This window comes from Pseudomonas sp. NPDC088429 (assembly GCF_044753305.1).
GTDB classification, from domain to species: Bacteria; Pseudomonadota; Gammaproteobacteria; order Pseudomonadales; family Pseudomonadaceae; genus Aquipseudomonas; species Aquipseudomonas rustica.
In genome coordinates this window covers 35,708-53,203 of record NZ_JBIVMX010000002.1, presented here as the reverse complement: position 1 = coordinate 53,203, position 17,496 = coordinate 35,708, and the positions used below count along the sequence as shown (strand labels likewise).

At 59.7% G+C, this 17,496-nt stretch carries 14 protein-coding genes; 10 read left to right on the top strand and 4 right to left on the bottom strand.

Features of this window, described 5'->3' with window-relative positions; translation table 11 throughout:
* The first annotated feature begins 1 nt into the window (after position 1).
* The 7 genes from ACIP66_RS01815 to ACIP66_RS01785 all read left to right on the top strand — a co-directional run bounded on the left by ACIP66_RS01815 (position 2) and on the right by ACIP66_RS01785 (position 6,357).
* Positions 2-1,000, top strand: coding sequence for an acyl-CoA dehydrogenase (locus ACIP66_RS01815; protein ID WP_400644789.1), 999 nt, complete (start codon positions 2-4; stop codon positions 998-1,000).
* The gene (locus ACIP66_RS01810) at positions 997-1,755 is read left to right on the top strand and encodes a PIG-L deacetylase family protein (RefSeq protein WP_053120580.1); all 759 of its coding nucleotides are present in this window, start codon (positions 997-999) and stop codon (positions 1,753-1,755) included. The genes ACIP66_RS01815 and ACIP66_RS01810 overlap by 4 nt, the downstream gene beginning before the upstream one ends.
* Positions 1,752-2,351, top strand: coding sequence for an SAM-dependent methyltransferase (locus ACIP66_RS01805; RefSeq protein ID WP_400644787.1), 600 nt, complete (start codon positions 1,752-1,754; stop codon positions 2,349-2,351). Before ACIP66_RS01810 ends, ACIP66_RS01805 begins: the two co-directional genes overlap by 4 nt.
* Positions 2,348-3,007 carry a glycosyltransferase gene (locus ACIP66_RS01800; protein ID WP_400644785.1) on the top strand — a complete coding sequence of 220 codons (660 nt, stop codon included), beginning with the start codon at positions 2,348-2,350 and terminating at the stop codon, positions 3,005-3,007. Before ACIP66_RS01805 ends, ACIP66_RS01800 begins: the two co-directional genes overlap by 4 nt.
* 181 nt (positions 3,008-3,188) lie before the next feature.
* Complete coding sequence (locus tag ACIP66_RS01795; RefSeq protein WP_053120587.1) at positions 3,189-3,947, top strand: PIG-L deacetylase family protein; 759 nt, start codon at positions 3,189-3,191, stop codon at positions 3,945-3,947.
* 234 nt (positions 3,948-4,181) lie between these two features.
* Positions 4,182-4,964, top strand: a complete 783-nt coding sequence (locus tag ACIP66_RS01790) for an endonuclease/exonuclease/phosphatase family protein (protein ID WP_053120620.1) — start codon at positions 4,182-4,184, stop codon at positions 4,962-4,964.
* A 322-nt stretch (positions 4,965-5,286) separates the two neighbouring features.
* Positions 5,287-6,357 (top strand): autotransporter domain-containing protein, encoded by a 1,071-nt coding sequence (locus ACIP66_RS01785; protein ID WP_400644782.1) that lies wholly within the window; start codon positions 5,287-5,289, stop codon positions 6,355-6,357.
* A gap of 300 nt (positions 6,358-6,657) precedes the next feature.
* Here the strand turns inward: ACIP66_RS01785 and glgB are convergent, their stop codons facing one another.
* The 3 genes from glgB to ACIP66_RS01770 all read right to left on the bottom strand — a co-directional run bounded on the left by glgB (position 6,658) and on the right by ACIP66_RS01770 (position 14,382).
* Positions 6,658-8,886 (bottom strand): 1,4-alpha-glucan branching protein GlgB, encoded by a 2,229-nt coding sequence (gene glgB / locus ACIP66_RS01780; protein WP_053120591.1) that lies wholly within the window; start codon positions 8,884-8,886, stop codon positions 6,658-6,660.
* Between the two features lie 2 nt (positions 8,887-8,888).
* A complete protein-coding gene (gene treS / locus ACIP66_RS01775; protein ID WP_400644778.1) occupies positions 8,889-12,230 on the bottom strand; it encodes a maltose alpha-D-glucosyltransferase in 3,342 nt (1,113 codons plus the stop codon).
* A 154-nt stretch (positions 12,231-12,384) separates the two neighbouring features.
* Entirely contained in the window at positions 12,385-14,382 is a 1,998-nt protein-coding gene (locus tag ACIP66_RS01770; RefSeq protein ID WP_400644776.1) for an alpha-1,4-glucan--maltose-1-phosphate maltosyltransferase, read from the bottom strand.
* A 216-nt stretch (positions 14,383-14,598) separates the two neighbouring features.
* Between ACIP66_RS01770 and ACIP66_RS01765 the strand changes: the two genes are divergently transcribed.
* Positions 14,599-14,757, top strand: a complete 159-nt coding sequence (locus ACIP66_RS01765) for a hypothetical protein (protein WP_003224520.1) — start codon at positions 14,599-14,601, stop codon at positions 14,755-14,757.
* 83 nt (positions 14,758-14,840) lie between these two features.
* Here the strand turns inward: ACIP66_RS01765 and ACIP66_RS01760 are convergent, their stop codons facing one another.
* Positions 14,841-15,353, bottom strand: coding sequence for an MgtC/SapB family protein (locus ACIP66_RS01760; RefSeq protein WP_400644774.1), 513 nt, complete (start codon positions 15,351-15,353; stop codon positions 14,841-14,843).
* Positions 15,354-15,475: 122 nt separating this feature from the next.
* Between ACIP66_RS01760 and ACIP66_RS01755 the strand changes: the two genes are divergently transcribed.
* Together ACIP66_RS01755 and ccoG are read left to right on the top strand one after the other, a co-directional pair.
* Positions 15,476-15,724 carry a DUF3203 family protein gene (locus ACIP66_RS01755; protein WP_053120599.1) on the top strand — a complete coding sequence of 83 codons (249 nt, stop codon included), beginning with the start codon at positions 15,476-15,478 and terminating at the stop codon, positions 15,722-15,724.
* 195 nt (positions 15,725-15,919) lie between these two features.
* Positions 15,920-17,350 carry a cytochrome c oxidase accessory protein CcoG gene (ccoG, locus tag ACIP66_RS01750; RefSeq protein WP_400644771.1) on the top strand — a complete coding sequence of 477 codons (1,431 nt, stop codon included), beginning with the start codon at positions 15,920-15,922 and terminating at the stop codon, positions 17,348-17,350.
* The last annotated feature ends 146 nt before the right edge of the window (positions 17,351-17,496 follow it).

The window sequence follows — 17,496 nt, the reverse complement described above, 5'->3', positions numbered from 1 at the left end:
TATGGATCTGCACTGTTATCTCGCCCGCAAACCGCCGGATTATGCCGACACCCACGCCCTCGGCCAGTGCCTGCGAGCGATGGTCGAGGCCGGGCTTGACCGCTTGCCGTTACCCGGCAGCGGTCTGACGCTGGAGCGCTTTCAGCATTTAGCCGCTGTCGGCGGGCATGATCTGGGTTTATGCAAGCTCTATGAGGGGCACACCGATGCACTGGCGATCATCGAACAACTCGGTGGTACGCCAACGCCCGGCAGCACGTGGGGCATGTGGGCAGCGGAACCGCCGCAAGCCCGGGTGAAGGTCAGTCCGGCCGGGCATATGGTCGCATTGAATGGACGCAAAGCCTGGTGTTCCGGCGCGGCGGTACTCAGTCATGCGCTACTGACGGCGTGGGACGCCGATGATCAACAGCAATTGGTCGCGGTGGCGCTCGATCAACCGGGTGTGACGGTCACTGATGAAGGCTGGCGCGCCGTGGGCATGGGCGCGACTGGCAGCGTCGAAGTGTTGTTCGATGGCGCTGAAGGTCAGGCCATCGGCAATCCCGGCGACTACTTGCAACGGCCGGGTTTCTGGCAGGGCGGCATTGGTATTGCCGCCTGTTGGTACGGCGCGGCGCAGCAGATTGCCGAGCGGTTGCGCAAGCAGTGTGGTCAGCGTGAAGAACCACATGCCCTCGCCCATCTCGGCGCCGTTGACAGTGCCTTGCAAGCGGCGGCGGATGTTTTGCGCTTCAGCGCTTTGCATATTGATGCAAATCCTGACGACAACGCCGAACTGCTCGCCCGTCGCGCCCGCGCAGTGGTCGAGCAGTCTGCCGAACAGGTGATCCGTGAAGTCGGCCGCGCATTGGGCGCCGGGCCTTACTGCAAGGATCGCCACTTCGCCCGACTGATCGCTGACCTGCCGGTGTTCCTCCGGCAAAGCCATGCCGAGCGCGACCTCGCCGCCCTCGGCCAACTGATTGCCCAACAACCCGATGAGGTCTGGTCGCTATGAGAGCCAATCCAATCGTCGGCCAAGGAACGACCCTGCATCAATGGCAAGGCTCGCGGCATTTGGCGGAGCTGCAAAGCATCGACGTGCTGAGCCTGGTACCACCCGGATCGCGCGCGGTGATTATTGCACCGCACCCGGACGATGAAGTGCTGGGTTGCGGCGGTTTGCTGCAACTGCTCGCCGCTGCCGGGCGCCCGTTGCAACTGATTTCGGTCACCGACGGCAGCGCCAGTCATCCCGGTTCCGAACGCTGGCCGGTTGAACGCTTGAGCGTGATTCGGCCGCAAGAATCCGCTGAAGCGTTGCGCCGCCTCGGCCTGCCAATGCATCGGTTGAAATGGCTGCGCGGTGGGTTCACCGATACTCAAGTGGCCGCTCAGGAACAGCAATTGCGCGCCTTCATCGAAAGCCATCTGCGCCCCAACGATGTGGTGTTTACCACGTGGCGCGAAGACGGCCATTGCGATCACGAAGCCGTCGGCCGTGCCAGTGCCGAGGCCGCGCGTCAGGTCGGCGCGACCTGCCATGAGCTGCCGGTGTGGACGTGGCACTGGGCAACCCCCGAAGACGCCTTCGTGCCGTGGCAACGTGCGCGCAAGATTCTCCTGACGCCGGCGCAAGTCGCGCGCAAACGTCACGCGGTGCACGCTTTTGCCAGTCAATTGGAAGGCGACGCTCAAGCCGGGCTTGCACCGGTGTTGGCGCCATACGTGATCGATCGCCTGCTGCAGCCTTTTGAAGTGGTGTTTTTATGAGTGTCGATGATCGCTATTTCGACGGCCTGTTCGCCGGCAGTGACGACCCTTGGGCGTTTCGCGAACGCTGGTACGAGCAGCGCAAACGCGCGATCACCCTCGCCGCCCTGCCGCGTCCGCACTACCGGGCGATCTTCGAACCGGGCTGCGCCAACGGTGAGCTGAGCGCCGAGTTGGCCAGTCGTTGTGATCGTCTGTTGTGCTGCGACACCGCCGACGCAGCGGTGCGTCTGGCGCGAACCCGATTAAGTCTGTTCGACCACGCCGAAGTTCGCCAAAGTCGTCTGCCGGGGGACTGGCCGGAGGAAAAATTCGACCTGATTGTATTTAGCGAAATCGGCTACTACCTCGACCGCGATGATCTGACAGCCGTTGCCCAACGCATGGGCCAGTCCTTGGCTGCAGACGGGCAAGTGCTCGCCTGTCACTGGCGCCCGCCGATTGACGACTGCCCGTTGAATGCGCGGCAGGTGCACGATTTGCTCCACGAACATTTGCACCTGCCACGTCTGGTTTTGCATCAGGAAGCGGACTTCATTCTGGAAGTGTGGAGCCGCGAACCGCGCTCGGTGGCAACGCTGGAGGGCTTGCGATGATTGGCATCCTGATTCCGGCGCACAACGAGGAAGACTTGCTCGACGAGTGCCTGAGTGCCGCCTTACGCGCCAGCAAGCACGGACTGCTCGCCGGCGAACGGGTCGACGTATTGGTGGTACTCGACAGTTGCACCGACCGCTCGGAACAGATTGTCAGCAAATATCCAGTTTTGAGCTTGAATATAAAAGCGCGCAATGTAGGTCAGGCGCGAGCGACCGGCGCGCGGATGTTGCTGGAGCGAGGGGCGCGGTGGATATCCTGCTCCGATGCCGACAGTCGGGTCGCCGACGACTGGCTGGTGTCGCAACTGGGATTAGGCGCCGATGCTGTGTGCGGCACGGTGACGGTTGAGCGCTGGCACGAGTCGCTCGACGAGGCGGCGCAGATTCGTTATCACAGCCACTATCGGGCGTGTGAGGGCCATCGGCATATCCATGGCGCTAACCTCGGCATCAGTGCTGACGCATACCTTTTGGCCGGTGGTTTCGAACCGCTGGCCTGTGATGAAGATGTACAACTGGTGCGGCAACTGGAGCTGACCGGCGCCAATATTGCGTGGAGTCATCGGCCGTTGGTGCACACCAGCGCGCGGCTCGACAGCCGAGCACGCGGCGGGTTTGGTGACTATTTGCGGAATTTGGTACAGATAGGCTAAAAAAAAGCGTATCAGTTTGCGAGGTTTCGAGACGAATCGTTGTTCATGAGCAATACTCTGTTGCGCGGCAATCCAGGGTTCGGAGCGTCGTGTAGCAATCAACCAGCCTTCAAGCGTCGGACACGTTGAGCAACGTTGCCAGGCGCACGACTGAGGGCGAAACCAACAAGGACGTCGCCACATGAAACCGTTATCCCTCAGTGAAAGCAGTTCGACCGCACAGATCTGGAACAGCGCCCCGCAACTCGACAATATTCCCGTCATTAATACCCGAAGCCTGGTGCCCGCTGGTGCGCGCGCTGTGATCATCGCCCCGCATCCGGGGGATGAAGTGGTGATGTGCGGCGGCCTGCTGCAATTGTTTTCCGGTCTGGGTCATCCATTGCAATTGCTCTCGATTACCGACGGCAGCGCCAGTCACCCTGGCTCGCGACAGTGGTCGGAAAAGCGCTTGAGCGTGTTTCGTCCGCAAGAAAGCGTTGAAGCCCTGCGCCGCCTCGGCCTGCCGATGCACAGCCTGAAGTGGGTGCGCGGCGGGTTTACCCACAACGCCCTGCTCGACCAGGAACGCCAACTGACGGAGTTCATCAGCCGCTACCTGCGCCCTGGCGATGTGGTGTTCAGCACCTGGCGCGGCGATGGCATTGACGACCATGAAGCGGTTGGCCGTGCCGCCGCTGAAGCGGCAGAACAGGCCGGGGCGACCTTTCACGACGTGCCGGTCTGGGCCTGGCACTGGCCCGAGCGCGAACAGAAACTGATTCCTTGGGAGCGCGCGCGCAAGTTAAGGCTCGACACCTGGACAGTCGCGCGAAAAAGCCACGCCACCCACGCCTATGCCAGCCAACTCAAGGGCGAACCGGCAATCGGCATCGCGCCAATGCTCCCGCCAGTGATCCTTGAGCGGATGCGCCTGCCGTATGAAATCGTGTTTGTCTAACGCGCACGCGGTGTGCCTGCCACGACCATGCAGAACGGGCCGACGCTTTCGCGCGCAAGCTTTGCTCCTACATTTTGATCTCCACCTGATTCAAAACCTGCACGCCCTGTAGGAGCAAAGCTTGCTCGCGAAAGCGGTATGCCAGGCAACGCAGATATTGATGGGTGTTCAAAGGAACTGCCGCCCCCACGCATCAGTCGCATGAATAGGCAGTCAGGATTCAGAGGAGTAAACGTGTCCAGCGATCTCAAGCGTCATGTGGTCGACGCGCCAGTCATTCATCGCTTGCGCGTGCTGACGGTGAATACGCACAAGGGTTTTACCGCGCTGAATCGGCGCTTCATTCTGCCGGAACTGCGTGAAGCGGTGCGCAGCACCTCGGCGGATCTGGTGTTTTTGCAGGAAGTGGTCGGCGAACACGAGCGGCATTCCAGTCGCTACAACGAATGGCCGCAGACCTCGCAGTATGAATTTCTCGCCGACAGCATGTGGAGTGACTTTGCCTACGGGCGCAACGCGGTTTATCCCGATGGCCACCACGGCAATGCGCTGCTGTCGAAATACCCGATCCGCGAATACCGCAATCTCGACGTTTCGATTACCGGCCCCGAACGCCGAGGGTTGTTGCACTGCGTGCTGGATGTCCCGGGCCATGCAGAAGTACACGCGATCTGCGTGCATTTGAGCCTGCTCGAAAGCCATCGCCAATTACAGCTGCAACTCCTCTGTCAGTTGCTCGAATCGTTGCCCGAAGATGCACCGGTGATTATCGCCGGCGATTTCAATGACTGGCAGCTCCAGGGCAACGCCGCCCTCGCCCGCCGCGATTACTTGCACGAGGCCTTCGAACGTCATCACGGCCGCCCGGCCAAGACCTATCCGGCGCGATTCCCGTTGCTGCGCCTTGACCGGATCTACCTGCGCAATGCCAGCAGCCATGACCCGCGAATCCTCGGCAACAAGCCGTGGACACATCTGTCCGATCACTTGCCGCTCGCCGTTGAAGTGCATTTGTAATCCTATGCCTGAGGCGTAAAACATCCACGCCGCAGGTTTTGCGGCGTTCTTCCCAATAAACAACACCTTAGATATGTTCTGAAAAACAGACAGTTGCGTCGTCTGATATCTCTCCTACCACTCATCGCACGGTTTCTTGACGCAAGCCCCTCAGTCTTCTTAGCTCAACCTTACTACCCCCGGAAACACTGTCCGGGGCGAGCCTTCGGACACTCGCGAAATCGAGCGGCCACGGTTCGCCCCGCTCCATTCGGTCGCCCCTCGTTCGGGGTAGGAGAGACGCCACGTAGAGACAGCGCATGCGATAGCAAGGTAGACCTCCATGAAAACTTCATTCACCTCAGCAGAGATCAAAGTTACTTTTTGCACAGTGTCGAGTTCTATCTTGCTGTGTTCATCCATGGAGGCGCAGGCCGGACCTGCGGCGGATGAGACGGCGGCGTGGTATCGCCAGGATGTTCCGGTGATGACCTTGCCCGCAACGGTGATCACCCCGGATCAACAGTATTTCAGTCCACACCCGGATGTGCAGGGCGCCAAGCTGATCACCGAAGACATTTCCCCTTCTGCCTGGGATCAGCTCTACGGCAAAAGCGCCCGACAGGCGCAAATCGATGTGCAATCGGCAGGTTTCGCGATGCCCGGCAGCGGCGATCTGAAAGGCCCGGCGGTTCTGACCCTGCAAAGCGGCAGCGGCCATACGCAAACCATCGGACTGATCGGCGGGGTCAACCAGATTCAAGGCAACGGCAATGGTTTAATCACCAGCCGCGCCCTCGCCGACCCGGCTACTGACACCCTCAACCTGCAAGGCCAGAGCCTCGGCGCCTATTACAGCCTGACCGGGCCGCAAGGCTGGCACGTTGATCTGACGGCCAGCGGTGGCCGGGTCAACGGCTTTAGCCGTAACGAACAAGGCGCGCGGCAGTTGACCGAGGGCAGCGCGATGACCTTTTCCGTTGAGGGTGGCTACCCGATTGGTCTGAGCGAAAACTGGGTGGTCGAACCGCAGGCACAACTGATCAACCAGCGCATCACCCTCGACACGCCGTATGCCGGCAATGGCAACGCCTCGTCCAGCGACATCACTTCGTGGAGCGGCCGGGTCGGCGCACGGTTGAAAGGCAGCTACGATTTGAGCGGTCTGCCAGTCGAGCCTTATGTGCGCACCAACCTCTGGCACACGGTGTACACCGGCAACACGGTGACGCTGGATCAGGTCGACAAGATCAGCAGCAGCCGCAACTCGTCGTTTGTCGAGTTGGGCTTGGGCCTGGTGGCGCGGGTGACGCCGTCGGTGAGTTTGTACGTGAGCGCGGATTACAGCAGTGATGTGGATGACAATGATCTGAACGGGATTATTGGTAGCTTGGGGGTGCGGATGCGGTGGTAATACCGAATTTTGGGGGCGCCTGAACTGGCGCCATCGCGAGCAGGCTCACTCCTACAGGGGAACGCGTTCCAAATGTGGGAGCGAGCCTGCTCGCGAAGGCCGCGACGCGGCTCCGGATCAACCCTCCGGTTTAAGGATCAACACCGCCAACGGCGGCAGGATCAGACGCGTGGGTGAGTGTTCGGGTTGAGAGTGATGGTGTTTGCGCCGACGTCTTCGCGAGCAGGCTCACTCCTACAGGGGAACGCGTTCCAAATGTAGGAGTGAGCCTGCTCGCGAAGGCCGCGACGCGGTTCCGGATCAACCCTCAGGTTTAAGGATCAACACCGCCAACGGCGGCAGGTTCAATTCCAGCGACATCGACTGCCCATGGCTCGGCACTTCTTCGGTAAACGCCCCGCCACCATTGCCATAGTTGGAACCCGCGTAAGTGTCAGCATCACTGTTGAGCAACTCCGTCCAGCGCCCGGCAAACGGCACGCCGACCCGATACGCCTGACGCGGCACCGGCGTGAAGTTCGCCACCACCAGCACCGGTTTACCGTCCTTGCTCCAGCGCAACCAGGCATAAACGCTGTTGATCGCATCATCACCAATCAACCACTGGAAACCCTGTGGCGCGTCGTCCTGATCGTGCAGCGCCGGTTCTTCGCGGTACAGCCGATTAAGGTCGCCAACCAGTTTCTGCACACCTTTGTGCTCGGAATACTGCAGCAGATACCAATCCAGCTGCTGATCGTGATTCCACTCGCGCCACTGACCAAACTCGCAGCCCATGAACAGCAGCTTCTTGCCCGGGTGCGTCCACATGAAACTCAGATAAGCACGCAGATTCGCAAATTTCTGCCAGCGATCGCCGGGCATCTTGTCGATCAGCGAATGTTTGCCGTGCACCACTTCATCGTGGGAAATCGGCAGGATAAAACGTTCGGACCACGCGTAAACCAGACCGAAACTCAGCTCATTGTGATGATGGGCGCGGTACACCGGATCCTGCTGAATGTAATGCAGCGAATCGTGCATCCAGCCCATGTTCCATTTGTAGGCAAAGCCCAAACCGCCCTGCTGCGTGCTCTGGCTGACGCCCGGCCACGCGGTCGATTCTTCGGCGATTACCAGCGCGCCCGGTGCTTCCAGCTCAACCACGTCGTTCAAATGACGGAGGAAGTCGATGGCTTCCAGATTCTCGCGACCGCCATGGCGGTTCGGCACCCATTCGCCAGCCTTGCGCGAATAGTCGCGATACAACATCGAAGCCACGGCATCGACGCGCAGACCGTCAATATGGAAATGCTTCAGCCAATGCAACGCCGAAGCGAGCATGTAGCCATGCACTTCAGTGCGCCCGAGGTTGTAAATCAGCGTGTCCCAATCCTGATGGAAACCTTCCAGCGGATTGCCGTATTCGTACAGCGCGGTGCCGTCGAACTGCGCCAGACCGTGGGTATCGGTAGGGAAATGCGCCGGCACCCAGTCGAGGATCACGCCGATATCCGCCTGGTGGCAGGCGTTGACGAAGTCGCCGAACTGTTCCGGCGTGCCGTAGCGCGCACTCGGGGCGAATTGCGAGAGCAACTGATAGCCCCAGGAACCGCCGAACGGGTGCTCCATGATCGGCATCAATTCGATGTGGGTGAAGCCAAGTTCTTTCACGTACGGAATCAGCCGCTCAGCCAGTTCCGGCCAGGTGTACTGGCGCGCGACTTCGCCAAGATCATCCAGTTCACATTGCCACGAACCGGCGTGCAGCTCGTAAATCGACAGTGGCGCTGAATGTTTTTGCCGATCATGACGGCTGTTCATCCAGTCCTGATCCTGCCAATTGACTTGCAGCGGCGCGGCGACTTTCGACGCGGTGTCCGGCGGCAGGCTGGTGGCCAGCGCCATCGGGTCAGCCTTGAGCGGCAGAATCCCGTGCGCGCCGAGAATCTCGTATTTGTACAACTCGCCCGCTTGCAGGCGCGGAATGAACAACTCCCAGACCCCGGACGGATGGCGCAAACGCATCGGATGACGACGGCCGTCCCAGACGTTGAAATCACCGACCACCGAAACACGTCGGGCATTCGGCGCCCACACGGCAAAGCGCACGCCGTCGACACCATCAACGCTTGTCAGTTGCGCGCCGAGGCAGCTACTGAGATCACGATGATTGCCCTCGGCAAACAGATACAAATCCATTTCACCGAGTAACTGGCCGAAGCTGTACGGATCTTCCGCCACTTGCTCGCCACCGGCCCAACGCGTGCGCAACTGATACGGTCGCGCCTGATCGAAATGGCCGACAAACAGCCCCGGTGTTTCGGTCTGTTCCAGCGGCCCGCGTTCTTCGCCGGAGTCCTTGTCCAGCACGACAACGCTCAACGCACCGGGTAAATACGCACGGATAAACTGCCCGCCGGCGCCATCGCCGTGGGGCCCCAGAATCGAAAACGGATCGTGATGTTCAGCACGTACCAGCGCGTCGATGTCCTTCGCCGCCGGCAACAATGCTTCTTTCTGACCCTGTTCCTTGTTCGAGAAACTCATGACTACTCTCCACCAAGATCGGAAAAGGGTTTAAGCCCTGTCAATAACCCATACAAACCGTGCAACGGCACGGGCAGCCACGTCGGGCGATTTTCGGCTTCATAGGCCACTTCATAGGCCGCCTTCTCCAGACCGAACAATGCCAGCGCAGCGTCGGCCCCTTCAGGATCTTGCCAAGCATGATCAAGACTAGCTGCCGCTCGGCGATATGCCTGAACAAATGCCGCTCGCGCTTCATTCAAATAACGTTGCGCGACACGACGACGTGCGTCTTCAGACTCCGCGCTGTGATCAACGTTCTGCACATTGATGGTCATCGCCGCGGCGTAATCGAACGAACGCAGCACGCCGCTGACATCTTTGTACGGACTGTGTTTGCCGCGGCGTTCGCTCAATGGCCGCGCCGGTTCGCCTTCGAAGTCGATCAGATAGGCATCGCCCTTGATCACCAGCACCTGACCCAAATGCAGGTCGCCGTGAACACGAATCTGCAAACCGCCGACAGCTTTTTTCGCCAGATCCTGGACGTGGGCCAGAATGGTTTTCTTCTCGTCGAGCAAGCGTTTGACCAGTTGCTGATCCTCCGCACTGAGTTCGCCCTGATGCTGCTTGAGCAGTTTCAGCGCGTGCTCGACTTGCGCGGCGATATCTTTGCCCGTGGCCTGCGCATCCTTGGCCGTCGACACCTGCGGCGCAAAATCGACGTTGTCAGTCGGCGCGGCGAGCACTTTGTGCATCTCGCCCAAACGCTGACCGAGCATGCCGGCGAAGTCCTTCAACTCGCCGAGTGCGTTGTAATGCTGTTCCTGCTCGGACATGGCATCGGCGAGTTCGTCGCGCAGCGCCCGTTCGAGGTTGTTCTGCGTCCATTCCCAGGCATCGCCCTGATTGCTCAGATAGCCTTGGGCGATCATCAACAGATTGTCTTGACCCTTGGCGTCGCGGCGAATCACCGAACCAAGCAGCGGCGAGATATTTTCAAAACCGGCCTCGGTCAGGTACGCGCTCATCTCCAGTTCCGGGTGCACGCCCGAGGCGACTTTGCGGATCAGTTTCAACACCAGGCTGTTGCCGATCACCACTGAACTGTTCGATTGCTCCGCCGACAGGTAGCGCACTTCCGACTCGGCACCGAGGCCGAGTTTTTCCAGTTGCGCGGTTGGTGCGAAGCGAATTTCGCCCTCGCTCGACTCGAGCACGGTGTTGTTCTGCATGCCTTGCAGCACGGCGCGAATAAACGCTTCGAGGCTGAACGCATCGGTGATCAAGCCGACCTGACGCACGCGTCGAACCCGAGCCAACGCCAGTTGCTGCGGCAGTGCCGGGCCGACCTGATCTTCAGCAATGAAACCGAACGGCAGTTGATAACGGCTGGTGTGGCCAGCGCTGGTGACCTCGATTTCGCTGAGCAACACCGGGTGCTGGGCATCGCCGAAGCGCACGCCGTAAGCCATTTGCACGTTGTCGATGGCCGCACCTTTGCCGGCGAACCAGCGACGGTTTTGCAGCCAGTTCGGCAGGATGTTTTGCTCCAGCGTCGCGCGGGACGGCGCTTCCAGCAGCTCTTCCATGCGCTTTTTCAGCACCAGCGTGGTGAAGTCCGGCAGGCTCTGCGCGGGCTCGACGTGCCAGCTCGGCATCTGGTTTTCCGAGGCCAAGGCAAACCAGTAGAAGCCGTACGGCGCGAGGGTCAGGAGGAAATTCAGTTGGCCAATCGGTGGGAAGGCATTACCGCCCAACATTTCCACCGGCACCATGCCGACGTAGGCCGACAAATCCAGCTCCGCCGCTTGCGCACTGCGCGAGACGTTCGCCACGCAAAGAATGATCTCGTGTTTGCCGTCGGCGTCGGTGAATTCACGGGTGTAAGCGAGAATGCGGCGGTTGCTTGGCGAGAGCATTTTCAACGTGCCGCGACCAAAGGCTTTCGACTGTTTGCGCACGGCAAGCATGCGCCGCGTCCAGTTGAGCAACGAATGCGGATCGCCCGCCTGGGTTTCGACGTTGACCGACAGATAACCGTACTGCGGATCCATGATCGGCGGCAGCACCAGACTGGCCGGGGCGGCGCGGGAAAAACCGCCGTTGCGGTCGATCGACCATTGCATCGGCGTACGCACGCCGTCGCGGTCGCCCAGATAGATGTTGTCGCCCATGCCGATTTCATCGCCGTAATACAGAGTCGGCGTGCCCGGCATCGACAGCAGCAGGCTGTTGAGCAATTCAACGCGACGACGATCGCGTTCCATCAACGGCGCCAGACGTCGACGAATACCAAGGTTGATCCGCGCGCGACGGTCAGCGGCGTAGTAATTCCACAGGTAGTCACGTTCTTTGTCGGTGACCATTTCCAGCGTCAGTTCATCGTGGTTGCGCAGGAAAATCGCCCATTGGCAGTTCGCCGGAATTTCCGGGGTCTGACGCAAAATATCGGTGATCGGGAAACGGTCTTCCTGAGCCAGCGCCATGTACATGCGCGGCATCAGCGGAAAATGAAAGGCCATGTGGCATTCGTCGCCATTCAGGCCTTTGGCGTCGGTATCGCCGAAATACAGCTGGGTGTCTTCCGGCCACTGATTGGCTTCGGCGAGCAGCATTCGGTCGGGGTAATTGGCGTCGATCTCTGCGCGAATCTGCTTGAGAACGTCATGGGTCTCAGGGAGGTTTTCGTTGTTGGTGCCGTCGCGCTCGATCAGGTACGGAATGGCGTCGAGGCGCAGACCGTCGATACCCATGTCCAGCCAGTAACGCATCACCGAGAGCACGGCTTTCATCACTTGCGGGTTATCAAAATTCAGGTCGGGCTGGTGCGAATAGAAGCGGTGCCAGAAGTACTGGCCGGCGACCGGATCCCACGTCCAGTTGGACTTTTCGGTGTCGAGGAAAATGATCCGAGTGCCGTCGTATTTCTGATCGTCATCCGACCACACGTAAAAGTCGCGCGCTGCCGAGCCGGGTTTGGCTTTGCGGGCACGCTGGAACCACGGGTGTTGGTCGGAGGTGTGGTTGATGACCAGCTCAGTGATCACCCGCAAGCCGCGTTTGTGCGCCTCGGCGATAAAGCGCTTGGCGTCGGCCATGGTGCCGTAGTCGCTGTGCACGCCACGGTATTCGGCAATGTCGTAGCCATCATCGCGACGTGGCGACGGGTAGAACGGCAGCAGCCAGATGGTGTTGACGCCGAGTTCGGCGATGTAATCGAGTTTGGCGATCAGGCCGGGAAAGTCGCCGATCCCGTCGTTGTTGGAGTCGAAAAACGATTTGACGTGAACCTGGTAAATCACCGCATCCTTGTACCAGAGCGGGTCTTTGATGAAGGTGGCTGCATTGGGTTTCTTCGCCATGTGAAACTCCTGCTGAATTCTTTAGCAACGCCCCACAATGATCGTTCCCACGCTCTGCGTGGGAACGCCGCCATGGACGCTCTGCGTCCGATTTTGGGACGCGGAGCGTCCCGGGATACATTCCCACGCAGAGCGTGGGAACGATCATTACGTATCAACTAGCGGTAATCCGCCAAATCCCGAACGGCTGATATGCCGGGTCAATCCGCATGAACTGGTATTTGCCATGCCAGTCCCAGCGATGCCCGTTCATCAAATCCTCACCGTGGGTCGTCGCGTCGTCCGGCAGGCCCATTTCCCACAACGGCAGTTCGAAATTCGCTTCCTGCACGTTATGCGGATCGAGGCTGACCGCGACCAGAATGAAATTGCTGCCATCGGCGCTGCGCTTGCCGAAATAGAGAATGTTGTCGTTCCAGGCGTTGTAGACCTTCAGCCCCAAATGCGTGTGCAGCGCCGGGTTCTGCCGGCGGATGCGGTTGAGCTGGGCGATCTCGGCAATGATGTTGCCGGGCGCGGTGAAGTCGCGGACGCGGATCTCGTACTTCTCCGAATCAAGGTATTCCTCCTTGCCCGGCACCGGCGCCGCTTCGCACAGTTCATACCCCGAATACATGCCCCACAGGCCCGAGCCCATGGTGGCCAGCGCGGCGCGGATCAAGAACCCCGGACGCCCGGACTCATGCAGGAACGCCGGATTGATGTCGGGCGTGTTGACGAAGAAATTCGGCCGGTAGCACTCGCGCCACGGCGATTCATTCAGCTCGGTGAGGTACGTCGCCAACTCAGCCTTGGTGTTGCGCCAGGTGAAATAGGTGTAACTCTGCGTGTACCCAACCTTGCCCAGCCGCGCCATCATCGCCGGCGTGGTAAACGCCTCGGCGAGGAAGATCACTTCCGGGTGCAGCGCGCGCACATCGGCAATCAGCCACTGCCAGAACGGCAGCGGTTTGGTGTGCGGGTTGTCGACGCGGAAAATCTTCACGCCTTCATTGACCCAACCGACGACGATGTCACGCAACTCGACCCACAGACTCGGAATCGCATCCGGCGCGTAGAAATCGACGTTGACGATGTCCTGATATTTCTTCGGCGGGTTTTCAGCGTATTTGATCGTGCCGTCCGGGCGCCAGTTGAACCAGCCCGGATGCTGCTTGAGCCACGGGTGATCCTGTGAGCACTGAATAGCGAAATCGAGGGCAATTTCCAAACCATGATCAGCAGCGGCTGCGACCAGTCGACGGAAATCTTCACGAGTGCCAAGCTGCGAGTGAATCGCCTCGTGACCGCCATCCTCGCTGCCAATCGCGTACGGACTGCCCGGATCGTCCGGCCCCGCCGTCAGCGAGTTATTGCGGCCCTTGCGATGCGCGCGGCCAATCGGGTGGATCGGCGTGAAGTACAACACGTCGAAACCCATGTCCTGAATCATCGGCAAGCGCGAGTGCACGTCATTAAAGGTGCCGTGACGTTTGGGGTTGTCGGTGATCGAGCGCGGAAACAGCTCGTACCAACTGGCGAACTCGGCCAGCTCGCGTTCGACGTCCATCGGGAATTCAGCACTGACGCTCAGGTAGGCGCGGTGATCGGCCTCGGCCATCAATTGCGCACTGCGCGAGTGCAGAAACAGCGCGACCTGCTCGGTTTCGAGCAGCCCGGACAGTTCATGGTGCAGCGCAGCGAGCTGTTCGCTGAGCTGACCTTCGCTGCGTTCGGCAGCTTGTTGCACCATCGTCCGGCCTTCCTGCAACTCCAGCGAGACCGGCACGGCGGCAGTGTGTTTCTTTTCCAGTTCGTACTGGAAACTGGCGAAATGATCGATCCACGCTTCGATGCAATAGAGGAAACGGCCCTGATGCTCGGGGCGGAACTGACCCTTCCAGCCATTATTGCCCTGGTCGGACATGACCTCGCTTTGCCAGGTCTCCTCGCCTTCCTCGCGCCAGCGAATGCGCACCGCCAACTTGTCGTGACCGTCGGCGAAGACTTTGCTGGTGACCACCACTTCACGGCCGGCAATCGACTTCACGGCGAACTGCCCGCCATCGAGGGTCGGCATGGTGTCTTCAATGGCGATGCGTGGCAGCAACAAAGCCTGCGACAGCGGAATGTGCGGGTTGTAGCTTAGTTCTGAGGGGTTTTCAGCAGTCATTGAGCATCTCTCCTTAACGCCCAAAGGACGCTCTTGTGCCGGTTCAGCGCTCGCAATCGAGCGCCCGTCCGGAATGAACTCACTTAGGTTCCGAGCGACCGGTGCCGGGAAAAGTTCAGATGAAATTGCCGTTACAGAAAAGCGGATCGAATTCGCCACGAGGTGGTCAATCCACTTAAGCACTTCTCACGCCATGTGCCACACGGAGGTCTACAGATGAACATCCCGATCCCGGCCGAAACACCTGATCCGAACATCGACAAACCCACTCTTCCGGAAACCGAACCGCAACCGATTCCAGAGCAAGAGCCGCCAGGCACCACGCCTCCACCGAAAGAAGAACCACCAACGACGATGCCGCCCGTGATCGTCTGACCCGGCCACCGATCGTTCCCACGCTCTGCGTGGGAATGCCGCCGGGGACGCTCCGCGTCCCATTGCACGCGGGAAGCGATGAATTAGAGGAGATCGTTTTTCTGTTCATCCTTCTCAAACAAACGCACGATCCGTGGCATCACGCTGAAAATCCCCAACGCCAACAAGGTACTCAACAGCGCCGTCGCCTCCTTGCCCAACCCCGCCGCCACCCCAATCGCCGCCGTCATCCACAGCCCCGCTGCCGTGGTCAGGCCTTGGACGTGACCTTCATCACCTTCCTTGTTCTTCAAAATAGTGCCCGCACCAAGGAAGCCGATCCCGGCAATAACCCCCTGCAGCACCCGGCTCATCGCATCGGACTCCGCCCCTGACGTCTGCGGCACCAGCACAAACAGCGCCGCCCCCAACGCTACCAACATGTGCGTGCGCACCCCGGCCGCCTTGCCTTTGTGCTCGCGTTCGAACCCGAGAATCCCGCCCAATACCGCCGCCATCACCAGCCGTACGGTGATTCGCGTCAGCTGCGACGCATCGCCGATATCGGCAAATTCCGCTTGCAGCGTCACCCACACTTCATGCCACCAGGCGTTCATCGTGTCGTCCTTTTTATGAGTCGATAGATGATGGACAGCGGCGACCATTAATCGGTTGCGCCGAACGATCGGCAAAGCATGCGCCCTAACGTTTCAGACACCCCCGGAAAAAGGACAGCCCCATGCCCCTGCGCGTCGATGAATCCAATCCCGAGCAAAAAGTGTGTTTCTTTACCGTCGAACATGGCGAAGAAATTCGCATCTGCGACACCCTGGAAGTCAAAACGGACAGTGAAAAAGCCATGTCTTTCGTTGAGATAGAAGGCAAGCGCGTGTACATCACCGAAGCAGAAGCCGACGCCTTGACCGTAGCAGGTGCCAAGGACGGTCGTAAGCATCTCAAGGCTGACGAGAGTGATTCGGTGATTTGACTGACCTTGGTCAACACTCGGCGCAGACGCCTGAGATAGGCGTTTGCGCCTTTGCCTGCGGGCTGCTTCAAGTTGTCGCAGGACAACTCCGAAAGCGTATCTGATACGCTTTTTATTGAAATACCTGAGTCTGTTATGCAAACAGATCGACGCCCATAGTTCGCTGGCCTGATGGAGGCTGATGAGCGAACGACCATGAGCGAACAAATCCCCGTCCGAACCGTAGAAGCATCTCCAACCATAAAAAGCATTCCCGCACGCCCAATGAAGGCGACGGCAAAATCCAGCGACAATCAAATCCACACCCGCAGCTTCACCGGCCTGTTCCGCACCTTGCGTATGAGCGGCGCGGGGTTTCTGTTTTTGTTGTTTTTCGGCACGGTGTGGCTGAACTGGGGCGGGCGTCAGGCCGTGCTCTGGGATCTGTCGGAAAGCAAATTCCACATCTTCGGCGCGACCTTCTGGCCACAGGATTTCATCTTGCTGTCGGCACTACTGATCATCGCCGCGTTCGGCCTGTTCGCCATCACCGTGTTTGCCGGCCGGGTCTGGTGCGGTTACACCTGCCCGCAGAGTTCGTGGACGTGGATTTTCATGTGGTGCGAGAAGCTCACTGAAGGCGAACGCAACCAGCGGATCAAACTGCAAGCGGCGCCGTGGAGCCTGAACAAACTGGCGCGCCGTGCCGCCAAACACACTTTGTGGCTGGCGATCAGCGTGCTGACCGGGCTGACTTTTGTCGGCTACTTCACGCCGATTCGTCCGCTCGCTGAAGAGTTGCTGACGTTGCAAATCGGCGGGGTCAGTCTGTTCTGGGTGCTGTTCTTTACCGCCGCCACCTACATCAACGCCGGCTGGCTGCGCGAAGCGGTGTGCATGCACATGTGCCCGTATGCGCGATTCCAGAGCGTGATGTTCGACAAAGACACCCTGACGATTGCCTACGACGTGGCGCGCGGCGAAAACCGTGGCCCGCGCAAACGCGATGTGAAACCCGCCGAAGCCGGTTTGGGCGACTGCATCGACTGCCAACTGTGTGTGCAGGTATGTCCGACCGGCATCGACATCCGCGACGGCTTGCAGATGGAATGCATCGGTTGCGCGGCGTGTATCGACGCCTGTGATTCGATCATGGACAAAATGAATTACCCGCGCGGGCTGATTCGCTATAGCTCTGAACGCGAACTGCAGGGCGGTAAAACCCACCTGCTGCGACCTCGGCTGATCGGTTACACGGTGGTGTTGCTGCTGATGATCGGCGCACTCGCCCTCGCGTTGGTTGAACGGCCGATGGTCTCGCTGGACATCACAAAGGATCGCGGGCTGTTCCGGGAGAACGCTCAGGGCCAGATCGAAAACATCTACAGTCTCAAAGTCATCAACAAAACCCAGCAGCGTCAGGTTTACAATCTGAGCCTTTTGGATGGCGACGGCTTTCAGTTGCAGGGTAAGACTGAGTTGAGTCTTGCACCGGGCGAGATTGTCGATGTGCCGGTGTCGGTGGCGATGACCACGGAACGGCCCGCGAGTAGTTCGCAGACGTTGAATTTCAAAGTGGGCGATAGCGATGAGCCTGAGGTTTACAGCGTGGCGAAGAGCCGGTTTGTGGCGCCGATGAATCGCTAAGCCTTTGCAATTTCGGCCCCTCACCCCAGCCCTCTCCCGGAGGTAGAGGGAGCCGACCGAGGTGTCTGGCGTTACACATCGACCTGAAAGACCTGGTCGATTATGGATTCAGCAAAGCAATTCCAGGTCGGTGCAATTCGCCAGCA

Excerpts from the sequence above, each read along its gene's own strand:
- ACIP66_RS01770 (WP_400644776.1), bottom strand. The coding sequence starts at position 14,382 with ATGACTGCTGAAAACCCCTCAGAACTAAGCTACAACCCGCACATTCCG.
- ACIP66_RS01810 (WP_053120580.1), top strand. The coding sequence starts at position 997 with ATGAGAGCCAATCCAATCGTCGGCCAAGGAACGACCCTGCATCAATGG.
- ACIP66_RS01795 (WP_053120587.1), top strand. The coding sequence starts at position 3,189 with ATGAAACCGTTATCCCTCAGTGAAAGCAGTTCGACCGCACAGATCTGG.
- ACIP66_RS01805 (WP_400644787.1), top strand. The coding sequence starts at position 1,752 with ATGAGTGTCGATGATCGCTATTTCGACGGCCTGTTCGCCGGCAGTGAC.
- ACIP66_RS01785 (WP_400644782.1), top strand. The coding sequence starts at position 5,287 with ATGAAAACTTCATTCACCTCAGCAGAGATCAAAGTTACTTTTTGCACA.
- ACIP66_RS01815 (WP_400644789.1), top strand. The coding sequence starts at position 2 with ATGGATCTGCACTGTTATCTCGCCCGCAAACCGCCGGATTATGCCGAC.
- ccoG (WP_400644771.1), top strand. The coding sequence starts at position 15,920 with ATGAGCGAACAAATCCCCGTCCGAACCGTAGAAGCATCTCCAACCATA.
- treS (WP_400644778.1), bottom strand. The coding sequence starts at position 12,230 with ATGGCGAAGAAACCCAATGCAGCCACCTTCATCAAAGACCCGCTCTGG.
- glgB (WP_053120591.1), bottom strand. The coding sequence starts at position 8,886 with ATGAGTTTCTCGAACAAGGAACAGGGTCAGAAAGAAGCATTGTTGCCG.
- ACIP66_RS01755 (WP_053120599.1), top strand. The coding sequence starts at position 15,476 with ATGCCCCTGCGCGTCGATGAATCCAATCCCGAGCAAAAAGTGTGTTTC.
- ACIP66_RS01800 (WP_400644785.1), top strand. The coding sequence starts at position 2,348 with ATGATTGGCATCCTGATTCCGGCGCACAACGAGGAAGACTTGCTCGAC.
- ACIP66_RS01765 (WP_003224520.1), top strand. The coding sequence starts at position 14,599 with ATGAACATCCCGATCCCGGCCGAAACACCTGATCCGAACATCGACAAA.
- ACIP66_RS01760 (WP_400644774.1), bottom strand. The coding sequence starts at position 15,353 with ATGAACGCCTGGTGGCATGAAGTGTGGGTGACGCTGCAAGCGGAATTT.